Consider the following 13,546-nt stretch of genomic DNA (forward strand, 5'->3'; position numbering starts at 1 on the left):
CCCTTCATTTCCGGCTATAGAACAGTACGAGCAAAGAACTACGAAAAACAACACACGCACACCATTTTATCAACCAAATTTCGTTTCATGAAAAAAGTTCTATTGGTAGCATTTGCTGCCTGCCAGGGATTTATTGCCTATTCCCAGACCGCTACTGATACAACGCAATCGCCACTGGTAAAGATTTCAGGGTCTGCGGATGTGTATTACCGGTATAATTTCAACGGCAACAACACTGACAACAAAACCAGTTTCACCAACTCCCATAATAGTTTTGAACTGGGTATGATCTCTCTCAAAGCCGAACATGAATTCAAAAAAGGAAGCATCGTAGCTGACCTCGGCTTTGGTAAAAGGGCAGCTGAATTTTCCTATAACGAGACTACCGATAAAACAAACACAGCTGAATTAGCCATCAAACAGTTATATATAGGTTATCAGGTGCTGGACAAACTGAAAATCAGCATGGGTAGCTTTGGTACACATGTTGGTTATGAACTGCTGGACGCTTATCTGAACCGTAACTACAGCATGAGCTATATGTTTAGTAACGGTCCGTTCTTCAGTACCGGTGTAAAGGCTGATATCACAATCAGTTCTGCATGGACAGCGATGATCGGTGTATTCAATCCTACCGACTTTAAGTCCGCATCCTGGACTAATAATAAATATGTAGGTGCACAATTGGGCTACTCCTCTACCAAAGCACCACTGAAACTCTACCTCAATTACCTGGAAGGTAAAGATACTACCGGTGTTCAGAACCATCAGATTGACTTCGTCGCTACTTATCAGATCAATTCTGTATTTGGATTGGGGTATAATGGTACTGTGAGCACCTATAACAATACCCGCGATAAAGAACCGGGTGAAGCTGCCAAACAATGGTGGGGCTCCGCACTGTATGTCAATGTTGATTTCAATGATAAGCTGGGTATGACAGTACGTGGCGAATACTTCGATGATAAAGATGGTCTTAAAACTTTTGCTTCTGCCGGAGGCGGCCATGTGATAGCCGGTACGCTTTCGATGAACTATAAAGTGGGCAACCTTACTATCATACCAGAATTCAGGGTAGATAATGCATCTGTAGATATCTTCAATAAGAAATCAGGGGCTCCTGCTGCTACATCTCCAAGTATCCTCTTAGCTGCAACATATCATTTCTAGTAAATAAAATTTACTGCCCGCGCTCTTCATTCCTGGCTTTCCGGCCAGGGATGAAGAGCATAGTGCATTTATAGATTACTGGAGAACAGAAAATAATTTTTATATTTTGTGTACAAAACTGATTACATGTTACAGCCCCCCACGTTGAAGTTCTTAAAATCATTAGCTAAGAATAATAATAAGGTATGGTTTGATGAACATAAATCCGATTATCAGCATGCGAAAGCAGACTATGAAAGTGTAGTACAACAGATCCTTGACGGGTTGGCCAAACAGGAGCCTTTATTGATAGGTCTACAGGTAAAAGACTGTACTTTCCGTATTTATAAAGACACCCGTTTTTCAAAAGATAAAACACCTTACAAAACCAATATGGGCGCATCTTTTGCTCCGGGTGGCCGTAAGACGCCACGCCCTGGTTATTATTTTCATCTTGAACCCGGCGGTAATAGTTTTGCCGGCGGAGGATTGTGGATGCCTGAAGCACCCGTACTCAAAAAAGTGAGACAGGAAATAGATTATAACTTCGAAGAATTTCAACAGATCATCTCCAATAAAGAATTCATCCGTTACTTCGGTAAAATCGAAGGTGAATCATTAAAGACAGCACCACAGGGCTATCTGCCGGATAATCCTGCCATTGCATATCTGAAGCTCAAAAGCTTCACTGTATGGCATCATATATCCGACGATGCCGCTTTGCAGCCTGCATTAGTCAGGGAGATCCTTAAAATATTTTCGGTAATGCAGCCCTTTGTCAAATTTATGGACAGGGCACTCGATCTGGAATAGTTAATTAGTTTCCCGGGGTGAAAATACTATCATTAGTCACTGTCCGCTATTAGCGGATGGGTAAGCCACAATGCACTGTAATTTTCTCTGGGAGTAACACCGTTTTCAACACGTGAGCAGCATAACCATCTGCCGGGCATATTTTCCGACCGTGGGCACATTCACCGGCCGGCAGATGACTACAGCACAATAATTTTCAACGGATTAGTTCTTGTGGATCAGGAATTCGAATGGCCTTGCCTTGCGGTTCTTCAACAGGTTTTCCTTGTCTGTCTTAGTGTGCGCAAAACGTTGATTATACACGTTGGCTACCTCAATAATCGGGATAATGCCGTCCAGTGTATCATGTTGATCCACAATGTTCATGATGCGGGACACCTGTGAAGAAAAATTAGTACTCCACTCTTCAGTAAATTTGTGCATCAGTAAAAGCTCACGATTGGCGTTGGTTTTCATAGGACTTTAAGGGTGTTTACGGAATTAAGAATTTTTAGTTCTTTCGGCACCTTACTTGCTCACAAAGATAGTTTTTTGGAATCAGTAAGTTGGCATAGGATTATTGATACCAAAATTGGATTTTATCTTCCACAAAGCAATACTACTTCTGTGTAATTTTTGTTAAAGTGATACTTATTTCACATCAAATCGATACTAAAAGAGCAAGTGTAGGTACACTTGCTCTCATCAGTTTAAATAAATCGTTTATACGTTCGCGAAATTATCACCCGAAAGGATAAAGTCAACGGCTATTTTTTATTAAATCCACTTTTGCGCGTGAAGATATTCAGCTATCTGCACCGCATTTGTTGCAGCTCCCTTACGCAGGTTGTCTGCCACGATCCACATATTTAATGTTTTTTCCTGTGTTTCATCACGACGGATACGACCTACGAATACATCATCTTTCTCATGTGCATCTTTCGGCATCGGATACAATGCTTTGGATGGATCGTCTACTACGGTCACCCCTGGCGTGTTTTCCAGTATGCTGCGCACTTCTGCCAGATCGTATTCATTTTCAAAAGCGATGTTCACAGACTCACTGTGACCGCCAATTACAGGGATACGTACAGTTGTCGCTGTTACACGGATATTGCTGTCGCCCATGATCTTCACGGTCTCTTTCACCATCTTCATTTCTTCTTTCGTGTAACCATTATCGAGGAATACATCGATCTGTGGAATTACGTTCAGGTCAATGCGATGTGCATACGCTTTTTCACCCTCAATACCCTGACGCTCATTCATCAGCTGATCTACCGCTTTTACACCTGTACCAGTTACTGACTGATAAGTAGAAACTACCACGCGGTTGATTTTGTACTTATCATGTAATGGGTTCAGTACAAGCACCATCTGAATAGTTGAACAGTTAGGGTTCGCGATGATCTTGTCTTCCGGTGTTAATGTTTTACCATTGATCTCAGGAACTACCAGCTTTTTATCAGGATCCATTCTCCATGCAGAAGAATTATCAATTACTGTAATACCTGCTGCTGCAAATTTTGGCGCCCATTCCAGAGAAGTACTGCCACCTGCAGAAAACAATGCTACATCCGGTTTCATGGAAATTGCTGTATCTGCATTCACCACCTTATAAGGCTTGCCCTTAAATGTTACTTCCTTACCAACGGACTTCTCAGAAGCCACGGGAATCAGTTCTGTAACCGGAAAATCTCTTTCGGTCAATACTTGTAACATTTTTGAGCCTACCAGTCCGGTAGCTCCTACTACGGCAACTTTCATTGTTTTTACATTTTAATTTTTTGGAAATGCAAATTTAACACAAGCATTGCGGTTTTCAATGTGGAATGCAGAATCATAGAAAATCACTAAATTTCTGTCCAAACCAACCCAATTTTTTTAAAACATGCGTACTACCATTGTTTGTGTATGCCTGCTGTTGCAGGTATCTTTCTCATGCGCTCAGGTGAGCGAATCTTTTGATTATCAAAATATTAATGAAGCGGCTATCTGGAAAGGTACAGATACTGCATGGACCTTAGATCAGGGACGACTACGCAGCCGCCTGCCACGAAGCAGTAGTACTTTCCATATTTCAACGCCTTCCTCTCTTGCCAGTAATGCAATATGGGAGTGCTGGCTGCAACTGGACTTCAATACTTCCTCTCTTAATTATGCAGACGTATTCCTGATAGCAGATAGCGCCAACCTTTCCGGATCAGGTTGCAAAGGTTATTTTGTGCGTATCGGTAATACAAAAGATGAAGTCTGTCTTTACCGGAAAGACGGCAGCCTCCCTCCTGTCCTGCTCATTGATGGACGGGATGGTATCACCGATCATACGTCTTCCATTCTCAAAATAAAGGTGATCAGGAAGGATGATAACTGGGAACTATGGACCGATGAAAAGGGCAATGGCACAGGATATATAAGAGAAGGTATTGCAAAAGATAATATGTATGGCAACTCCCGGTTTATGGGATTTACTATACGGCAGTCTACCGCTTCTTTCTTCGGCCGGCATTACTTTGATGATGTGTCAGTGCGCCCGATCCTTGCAGATACAGTACCTCCCTCGTTACTGTCTGTTCAACTGATCAATGCGCACACCATCAGCTGCTGTTTCAGTGAGACACCTGATAGCAATAGTCTGCATAACTACAGCAATTTCAGGCTCAATGGTTCAGATAATACGCCGCGCCGCATCTGGCAGGATAATAATACGCCTTCTTGTATCAATGTGCAGTTTGACCAGCCATTTCCCAACGGCGACAGTTGTCATCTGCTTATGACTGGTATAAGAGATGTTGCCGGTAATGCCTCGCCTGTGCTCAAGGCCTCATTCCTCTATTATCTCTCTTCCGGATATGATGTACTGATACATGAGTTCCTGCCACGGGCCTTACCTTCCGCAGGATTACAAGCTGCGCGCTTTGTAGAACTGAAGAATAATAGTCCGTTTACGCTACAACTAAAAGATTGGCGTCTGGCTAATAGCAGTAAAGAAGTGATATTGCCTGCGCGTCTTTTTCCACCAGATACCTATCTGGTATTGTGTGACAGGCAGTCCGTCAGCCAGTTTCCAACGGATGTCGCCGTAATGGGCATCAGTAATTTTCCATCCCCGGGTGATAGTGATATGATCATTCTCCGTAATGACAGTGGCACACTGGTACATGCTATCGCTTACGATCGTAGCTGGTATCACAATCCGGTAAAGGAAAAAGGAGGTTGGAGCCTTGAAATGGTAGATATACATTGGCCATGTGCCGGAGGCGCTAACTGGCGGCCTTCACTGGCAAAAGAAGGAGGAACACCGGGCAGACAAAATACGGTTAGTGGACAGATTAACACGCCACCACCAGTATCTGCTGTAAATGCGTATGCACCGGATAGTATGCGTGTCGGATTATCCTTTTCCGGTATTATGGACAGTCTGGCGGTAGTTGATGTTGCCCATTATTATTTTGATCCTGCATTGACCGTCATCAAAGCCTCTGCGCAAGCACCATTATATAATAATGTATCTCTGTACTTAGCCACTCCCCTTCAGTCAGGTACTGTTTATAAGATAGCGGTGGATGGCCTGACAGATTGTACCGGACAGCAAGTTCATGTTATACCTGATCTGGCGGTAGCCCGGGTTTTTGAGGCAGATAGTTTTGACATTGTCTTCAATGAAATATTATATGATCCTGCGGCAGGTGTACCAGAGTTTGCAGAGATCTTCAACAGAGGTGGTAAGGCGGTCGATCTTTCCCATCTATTCCTGACAAGAAGGAAAATGGATGGTCAACTGGAAGAAGTGATTGCGTTATCGGGGACTGCCCGTTTGTTACTGCCGGGTACTTATGCGGCTTTTACGACGGATCCGGCCGCTTTATGTGGGCAATATGATTGTCTGCAGCCGGAAAAAATTTATAAAATAAATCTGCCGGCATTGATCAATGGGGAGGGTACAGTTGTATTATTAAACGCGGCCGGAAATATTATCGATGAATTCCATTATTCGGATGCCATGCATATAGCACTGGCCGGCAATACGCGGGGTGTCTCTCTGGAACGTTTACAGGCGGATGCGCCTACACAGGATAAGTATAACTGGCATTCCGCGGCTGCTTCTGCAAAACATGCGACTCCCGGAAGCGTGAATTCCCAACAGCTTCCCGTAGGGAGTGTGCAGGAAATGTTATCCATCCGTCCGGGCATTTTTTCACCGGATAATGACGGATTTGAGGATGTAGCAGTACTCAGTTATCAGTTTCCTGAGCCCGGTTTTGTCATAAATGTCACGATTTTTGATGCTGAGGGGCGGTTTGTCAGGCAATTGGAGAAAAATACAGCCCTGTCTGCCCATGGAGAAATTATCTGGGATGGCCGGGGATCGCAAAACCGCGAACTGGTTACAGGTATATACGTCATCTTTGCCGAGGCTGTAAGCCCCACTGGACAGGTCCGACAATGGAAATTGCCTGTGGTATTAGGAAAAAAGTTAAATAGTTGATGTCGTCAAAAAGAAAGGTTGTTTTTGTCAATTATCAAGAATAATTAAATGAACAGCCTCTCCAATTTGTCGGATAGAAACGATTTTTTATATTTGCGCTTCTTAAAAATTTGAACATGCAGTATAGAGAAATAGTTGCAGTAACCGGTTTGAGTGGTTTGTTTCAATTAATTGCCAGCAAACAGGATGGCGCTATCGTAAGATCTCTGGAAGACAAGAGCACAAAATTTGTGAGCTCCCGCATCCATAATTTTACTCCGCTGGAAAGCATCGAGGTGTTTACAACCGGAGAAAATGTAAACCTGGCTGAAGTATTTAAGGCCATGCTGGACCAGGAAGCTAAAACAGCTCCGGTTGATACCAAAGCTGACAATAATGCGATCAAGTCTTATTTCAAAAGTGTGTTCCCTACTTTCGACGAGGACAGGGTTTACGTTAGCGATATGAAGAAGATGGTGAAATGGTATGCCATCCTCAAAAGCAACGATCTGTTAAGATTCGACGAAGTAGCTGAAGATGCTCCGGAAGCTGCGGCTGAAGAAGTAGCAGTTGCTGCTGATGCAGAAGTTGCTGACAAGCCAGCTAAAAAAGCTGCTAAACCTAAGAAGGCTGCCGCTAAAGAAGGCGCTGAGGAAGTAGCAACTGAAGAAGCTCCGGCTGAAAAACCTAAAAAAGCAAGAGCTAAGAAAGAAGATGCTCCTGCTGCTGAAGGTGAAGAAGCACCTAAGAAAAAGGCTGCTCCTAAGAAAAAGAAGACTGAAGAGTAATTCTTAGATAATTCATTGGTTTCCAATGCCAGACGCTGTGTGTATGTCGCATGCAGCGTCTGGTTTTTTATTGCCCATACTGTACGTATGCGGGCATGTTTCCCCTGTTATCCTGCTCTCCTGATAGTTATCTGATATTAGTCTGATTATAGTCATCCTTCGTTCATCCTTCGTTCAACAACGAAGGATGAACGAAGGATGAACGAAGATTAACTATAGTTTAAGTATTTAAAGATAGCTTCTTGTTCCACCGCTCAGGTCTTTGCCCCGGAATTTCTTATTTTAGTAAAATGAAGACTTTAGACGCAAATATTGAGAAACAGCCACGTAAACTGTTACCAGAAGACTTTACGGTAACGACGTGGGAGGCATTGCAGCCATATTTTGAGGAGCTGCAGCAGCGGCCGCTCGACAGTGTAGCGACCCTGGAGCAATGGCTGAAAGATATCAGTGAACTGGAGGCTGTCATCAGTGAGGATGCCTGCTGGCGCCAGATACGCATGACCTGCGATACAACCGACAAATCTCTGGAGGAAGCATTTGCCTACTTCTGCATGGAAATACAGCCTAAACTGCAACCCTACGCAGATGCGCTGAATAAAAAGCTGCTGGCCAGCGAATGGGTAAAAAGCCTCGATCAGGATCTTTATGCTACTTACCTGCGGAATGTGCGCAAACAGGTAAAACTGTTCCGTGAAGAGAACGTGCCTCTGCTGGCGGAACTGAGTGTTCAGTCTCAGCAGTATGGCGCTATCGCTGGTAAGATGACCATTACTGTGAATGGACAGGAATATACATTGCAACAGGCAGCCCGTTTTCTGGAAGACAGCAACCGGGAACTGAGGGAGGAGGTATTTACCAAAACAGCTAAGCGTCGTTTGGAAGATAAGGATACCCTCGACCAGCTTTTTACGAATCTGATTACAAAACGTGATCAGGTAGCAAAGAATGCCGGTTTTGCCAATTATAGAGATTATAAGTTCGAAGACCTCGGTCGTTTCGACTATACAAAAGAAGACTGTTTTCAGTTCCACACAGCTATAAAAGAGCATATTGTGCCACTGGTAAAGAGTTTGCAGGAGAAACATCGTGATAAGCTGGGTTTGGATGTGCTGAAACCATGGGATTCCGATGCGGAACCGCAGGGCGTAAAACCACTGTCCCCTTTCCAGACAGGAGATGAACTGGTTAACAAGGCGATAGAATGTTTTGATCAACTGGGACCTTTCTTTGGGAACTGTCTGCGTGTGATGCAAAAGCTGGGTCGTCTGGATCTGGAAAGCCGTAAGGGTAAAGCGCCGGGTGGGTATAATTGTCCTCTGGCAGAAACCGGTGTGCCTTTCATCTTCATGAATGCGGCCGGTCAGATGAAAGATCTGACGACCATGGTCCACGAAGGCGGGCATGCGGTGCACTCTTTCCTGAGTCATAATCTGTCGCTGAGTGCTTTCAAGGAATATCCGATGGAGATCGCGGAAGTGGCGAGTATGAGTATGGAGTTGTTTACAATGGACTACTGGAATATCTTCTTTAGCAGTGAAGAGGAGTTGCGTAGGGCCAAACTGCAGCAGCTGGAGCGTGCGATCGTTATTTTCCCATGGATTGCTATCATTGACAAATTCCAGCACTGGTTGTACGAAAACCCACAGCACACTGTGGAAGAGCGCACAGCTGCCTGGGTGTCTATACAGGATGAATTTGCCACCGGCGTAGTAGACTGGAGCGGATGGGAAGATTATAAGGCAATTGGCTGGCAGAGGCAATTGCACCTGTTTGAAGTGCCTTTCTATTATATAGAATATGGTATCGCCCAGTTAGGAGCTATTGCTATGTGGAAACAATTCAAAGAAAACAAACAACAGGCTCTGGATAATTATGTCAATGCATTGAGTCTGGGTAGTACCCGTACTTTGCCTGAGTTGTATAAGGCAGCCGGTATCAGGTTTGATTTCTCCCCTGCTTATGTGCAGGAGCTGGCGGCTTTTGTGCAGCAGGAGATTGCAGCGATCACTAAATAAGCAAATGTCTTATTAAAAATAAAAGCGCCTGATCTGTAAGATCAGGCGCTTTCTTATATAAAGGAATAAGTATCAGCTTATTTACATTCCTTACATACCCCACTTACTACAACATCCACATTATGCGCGGCATATCCTTTAGGCAGGTGAATTTCAGGCACATCGGTATCCAGACAGGTGGTATTACCACATTCTTCACATTTGAAATGTACGTGATGGTCATGATGATCATGCTCCGAACATTCCGATCGGCAGAGTGCATAGCGGATTGAGGTATCTGTAGTCGGGATGCTATGGATGATCCCTTTATCCAGAAAGGTTTGTAATGTGCGGTAAACTGTTACGCGGTCAAAGCTCTGACCGGCCAGTTTTTCAAAACTGCTGTGTTCAAGTGCACCATTGCTGTTCATGAACAGTTCCAGTATCTTCACACGGGTATCCGTAATGCTGAGCTTACTATCCCGGAGCAGTTCGGTAATACTTGCTTTGTTCTTGTTGCTCATGATAATTTATAATGAGTTATTATTTTTCCTTTAGCAGCCGGTCGATGTCAACGATCATTTTGTCTACATCACTTTTTTTCGTGCCTTCATACAGCCCTCTTACGCGGGCCTCGCCGTCCACTAATGCAAACCATTGGGTGTGTACGAAGTCTTCATCACCGGTGAATGTACCATTGTCAACCATATAACCGGCTCTGGCCAGTTTATAGAGTTCTTTCTTGCTACCGGTCAGGAACCACCAGTTGCTGGGGTCAGCACCGTGTTCTTCTGCATACTTTTTCAATACAGGAATGCTGTCAGTTTCCGGATCTACGGTATGAGATAATATACGGAAGCGGGGTTCATCTTTATAGGCTGCGTAGACTTTCGTCATGTTTGCGTTCATCTTCGGGCAGATGTTGGTGCAGGTAGTAAAGAAAAACTCCGATACATATACTTTCCCTTCAACGTCTTTACTGGTGATTGTTTTTCCTGCCTGATTGACAAAAGAGAAACCGCCGATGGTATGGCCGTTGGTACCGAGTATGGGTAATTTCTCTTCTCCGAAGAAGCTGCCTTTCTCACCTTTGATCACATAACCGGAGTAACCGAGGAAGGCAATTGATAAAAGGACAAAAAATATAATATAGAACACATTCTTTTTAGACATAATGCCAGTCGTTTTACATCACAAAGGTAGCACACAATTAGCTAAATACACTTAGGCACCCTGCTGGCAGGCGGGTGGCGGAAGAATAAGGGGTGATATCCGGAAAGTATTGCTGCTGGCGGATTACTATAGGCGTAATCCTATTTTGATGCCAAGGTGCAGGCTGGGCAGTACACTGATGAGGCGTCCATCTCTGGAATCGGCTACACCATTGTTGTCGTAAAAGTTGTTATAGTCGTAGACTTTTGCGCGAACGCCGAGACCAATGTAGGGGTCTATAATGAATCTGTCTCTTGTGATCTGGCGGCCCAGCAGGAACTGGACGGCATAGACGTCTTTATCGCCGGTATTTTCATACTCGGTACCCCGGATATTAATTTTTTCATTGGGGTAGAACACCTTCTTATATAGAAGGACTGGCTGGAAGTAGGTACCCTGGGCACGGGAGATGTCATCTTTCTGGGTGACGAGGTACCAGCGAAGGCTGGCACTGAAACCGAGGCCTCTCCCATCGACGAATTGCTCGGTGCTGATATCTGGTTTTTTCTGACCGATATCTATTTTCCTCGCGAGGATGTAATCGGGGTAGTCTGTGTAAATACCGGCGATACCCAGTTCAAGACTCAGCCGTTGGGTCAGTTCCTGTTCGACGGTGAATTCCAGCTGATTGATCAACCGGGCGGGATTTACCTTAATATAGGTAGACCGGCGAAAGGGCGTTTTGTCCTGGGCATAGAGGGACATTCCACTCAGGCATAACAGGCAAATAACAAGCAGTGGTTGTTTCATATAGTTGTCTGCATTTGACGGCGGCCGTCAGCAATTGTAGGTTCAGAAGGGTGCCTACAGCTGAGCTGAAAGCCCGTGATTATGAGGTCAATAATCGTTCCACAATTAGAGGATACCATTGATGTTCAAGCAGGTGAATTTTAGCTGCGAGGGTCTCGGGGGTATCTTCCGGGGTGATTGTACAACGTTCCTGTAGGATTGTTGCGCCATCATCATATTTTTCGTTGACGAAGTGGATGGTGATGCCACTTTCTGTTTCTTTTGCCAGGATCACTGCTTCGTGTACGAAGTTGCCATACATGCCTTTACCACCATATTTAGGTAAGAGGGCCGGGTGGATATTAATAATACGGTCCGGAAATGCCTGTACCAGATTAGCTGGTACTTTCCAAAGGAAACCTGCCAATACAACGAGGTCCGTGGAGGCGTCCTTTAATACCTTTATATAATGGTCCGTACGGAAAAAGGCGTCTTTTTCGATCAGTACGGAGGGGATACCTTCTTTTTCGGCGATCTTCAGCACGCCGGCTTCCGGTTTGTTACAAAGTATCATAACGACCCTTGCAATGGATGAGTTCCGGAAATGATCAATAATTTTTTGTGCGTTACTACCTGCTCCCGAGGCGAAGATGGCTATATTTTTCAAAGTGTGTATGTTAAATTATAAGACGGCGCAAAAGTAACTAATTGGTCTTATTTATAGAGAGGTTTGAACATTCCGGGTGCCGGGAGGGTTATAAATGGAACCTGATAAGCACAAGGAAGTTAAGAAAACAACAGTCCAGACAAAAATAATACCATTCAAAAGGACACACCATTATATATATAACCAGAACGATGAAGACTGCAAGAGTTTGTCTGGAATCATGACTTTTATCATGTTTTTTCTCATGCGAAAAGCATTGATCAATACGAGCTTTAGCAGAATATATATAGGGAAAAGGAATCAGTGAAGCAAGTAAGAATTTTTTATAATTGTTGATAAATTGTCAACATTGTGTCTTATTTTTGTGAGCACTTTTAAAGAAACTTAAGGTCAAATCTAAACTAAATAGGCTGTGTATCGTCGTGTTTCCATTCTTATGCGCAAGCATTTTGTGAGTGTTCTTGTCCTATGCGTTGCAATGATCGCGTCCTTATCAGTAAGGGCAGCAGATCCAGGCAAGGGTAAAACATTGTTTCAGCAGAATTGCGCCAGCTGCCATAATGTTCACAAACAAGTTACTGGTCCTGCACTGAAGGGTGTGGAAGAACGTTGGTCCGATAAGAAATTATTGCACCAATGGATTCATAATTCATCTTCTGTAGTGGCTTCAGGTGATGCTTATGCTGTTAAACTCTTTAATGATTTTAATAAGCAGGTAATGCCTGGTTTCCCATCATTTACAGATGCTGATATTGATGACATCCTGGCTTACATCGCTGATGAAAGTACCAAAGTTGTTGGTGGTCCTGGTGGTAAACCTGGTGATAAGCCAGTTGCTGAGGCAGATGGTGGTAACAACAGCCTGCTGTTCGGTATCATTACGCTGATCCTCGCTATCGTAGCGCTGATCCTGATGCAGATCAACAGTAACCTGAACAAACTTGCTGGTGATAAGGACGGTGTACCTACTCCGGATCCGGTTCCTTTCTACAAGAACAAAGCTTACATCGCTCTGGTGATCCTGCTGCTGTTCATCGTAGGTGGTTACTATACAATTAACGGTGCGATCGGCCTGGGTCGTCAAAAAGACTACATGCCAGAGCAACCGATCTTCTACTCTCACAAAGTTCACGCGGGTGTTAACCAGATCAACTGTCTGTATTGTCACGCGGGTGCTGAGAAGAGTAAGCATGCTATGATTCCTTCTGAGAACATCTGTATGAACTGTCACAAGACTATCAGTGAATATGGTGGTGCTGACCTGTACACTGCAGAGGGTAAGAAGGTAAATGGTACTGCAGAAATCCAGAAATTATACGATCATGTTGGTTGGGATAAGAAAGCACAGGCTTACACTAAACCTGGCAAACCAATCCAGTGGACCAAAATCCATAACCTGCCTGATCACGTTTACTTCAACCACTCTCAACACGTAGTAGCTGGTAAACAACAGTGTCAGACCTGTCACGGTGCGATCACTGAGATGGACGAAGTTCATCAGTTTGCTGAGCTGTCAATGGGCTGGTGCGTAAACTGTCACCGTACAACTAAAGTGCAGTTCGCAGATAATAAATATTACAGCATTTTTGAACAGTTCCACCAGCAGGTGAAAGAAGGCAAGATCGACAGCGTAACCGTTGAGATGGTAGGTGGTACTGAATGTCAGAAATGTCACTATTAATATAGAGGAAGCAAATCGGGTGAAGGAAGCTTAGGGGATTGTTAGCGAATGTAAATCGTTATG

General features: G+C 44.1%; 12 protein-coding genes. 6 read left to right on the forward strand and 6 right to left on the reverse strand.

Annotation, left to right across the window (positions count from 1 at the left end):
* The first annotated feature begins 87 nt into the window (after positions 1–87).
* The gene (locus tag FEF09_RS03745) at positions 88–1,170 is read left to right on the forward strand and encodes a porin (protein ID WP_146303866.1); all 1,083 of its coding nucleotides are present in this window, start codon (positions 88–90) and stop codon (positions 1,168–1,170) included.
* Between the two features lie 126 nt (positions 1,171–1,296).
* The gene (locus FEF09_RS03750) at positions 1,297–1,962 is read left to right on the forward strand and encodes a DUF2461 domain-containing protein (RefSeq protein WP_146303867.1); all 666 of its coding nucleotides are present in this window, start codon (positions 1,297–1,299) and stop codon (positions 1,960–1,962) included.
* Between the two features lie 204 nt (positions 1,963–2,166).
* Here the strand turns inward: FEF09_RS03750 and FEF09_RS03755 are convergent, their stop codons facing one another.
* Both FEF09_RS03755 and FEF09_RS03760 read right to left on the reverse strand, forming a co-directional pair.
* A complete protein-coding gene (locus FEF09_RS03755; RefSeq protein WP_012788212.1) occupies positions 2,167–2,418 on the reverse strand; it encodes a hypothetical protein in 252 nt (83 codons plus the stop codon).
* A gap of 300 nt (positions 2,419–2,718) precedes the next feature.
* Entirely contained in the window at positions 2,719–3,708 is a 990-nt protein-coding gene (locus FEF09_RS03760) for an aspartate-semialdehyde dehydrogenase (RefSeq protein ID WP_146303868.1), read from the reverse strand.
* A gap of 124 nt (positions 3,709–3,832) precedes the next feature.
* Between FEF09_RS03760 and FEF09_RS03765 the strand changes: the two genes are divergently transcribed.
* From FEF09_RS03765 to FEF09_RS03775, 3 genes are all read left to right on the forward strand, one after another.
* Positions 3,833–6,430 carry a lamin tail domain-containing protein gene (locus FEF09_RS03765; protein WP_146303869.1) on the forward strand — a complete coding sequence of 866 codons (2,598 nt, stop codon included), beginning with the start codon at positions 3,833–3,835 and terminating at the stop codon, positions 6,428–6,430.
* Between the two features lie 116 nt (positions 6,431–6,546).
* Entirely contained in the window at positions 6,547–7,197 is a 651-nt protein-coding gene (locus tag FEF09_RS03770) for a DUF5606 domain-containing protein (RefSeq protein WP_146303870.1), read from the forward strand.
* A 290-nt stretch (positions 7,198–7,487) separates the two neighbouring features.
* Positions 7,488–9,215 (forward strand): M3 family oligoendopeptidase, encoded by a 1,728-nt coding sequence (locus FEF09_RS03775; protein ID WP_146303871.1) that lies wholly within the window; start codon positions 7,488–7,490, stop codon positions 9,213–9,215.
* 77 nt (positions 9,216–9,292) lie between these two features.
* Here the strand turns inward: FEF09_RS03775 and FEF09_RS03780 are convergent, their stop codons facing one another.
* The 4 genes from FEF09_RS03780 to purN all read right to left on the reverse strand — a co-directional run bounded on the left by FEF09_RS03780 (position 9,293) and on the right by purN (position 11,802).
* Complete coding sequence (locus FEF09_RS03780; RefSeq protein WP_089810100.1) at positions 9,293–9,718, reverse strand: Fur family transcriptional regulator; 426 nt, start codon at positions 9,716–9,718, stop codon at positions 9,293–9,295.
* Positions 9,719–9,737: 19 nt separating this feature from the next.
* The gene (locus FEF09_RS03785; protein WP_146303872.1) at positions 9,738–10,367 is read right to left on the reverse strand and encodes an SCO family protein; all 630 of its coding nucleotides are present in this window, start codon (positions 10,365–10,367) and stop codon (positions 9,738–9,740) included.
* Positions 10,368–10,493: 126 nt separating this feature from the next.
* Positions 10,494–11,156 (reverse strand): hypothetical protein, encoded by a 663-nt coding sequence (locus tag FEF09_RS03790; RefSeq protein ID WP_146303873.1) that lies wholly within the window; start codon positions 11,154–11,156, stop codon positions 10,494–10,496.
* Positions 11,157–11,235: 79 nt separating this feature from the next.
* Positions 11,236–11,802: a phosphoribosylglycinamide formyltransferase gene (gene purN, locus FEF09_RS03795; RefSeq protein ID WP_146303874.1), complete on the reverse strand. Its 567-nt coding sequence runs from the start codon at positions 11,800–11,802 to the stop codon at positions 11,236–11,238.
* A 478-nt stretch (positions 11,803–12,280) separates the two neighbouring features.
* On the opposite strand from purN, the gene FEF09_RS03800 reads away from it, so the two are divergent.
* Entirely contained in the window at positions 12,281–13,483 is a 1,203-nt protein-coding gene (locus FEF09_RS03800) for a c-type cytochrome (protein ID WP_146303875.1), read from the forward strand.
* The last annotated feature ends 63 nt before the right edge of the window (positions 13,484–13,546 follow it).

It is taken from the genome of Chitinophaga pinensis, from assembly GCF_007896845.1.
In the GTDB taxonomy this organism is placed as follows: domain Bacteria; phylum Bacteroidota; class Bacteroidia; order Chitinophagales; family Chitinophagaceae; genus Chitinophaga; species Chitinophaga pinensis_C.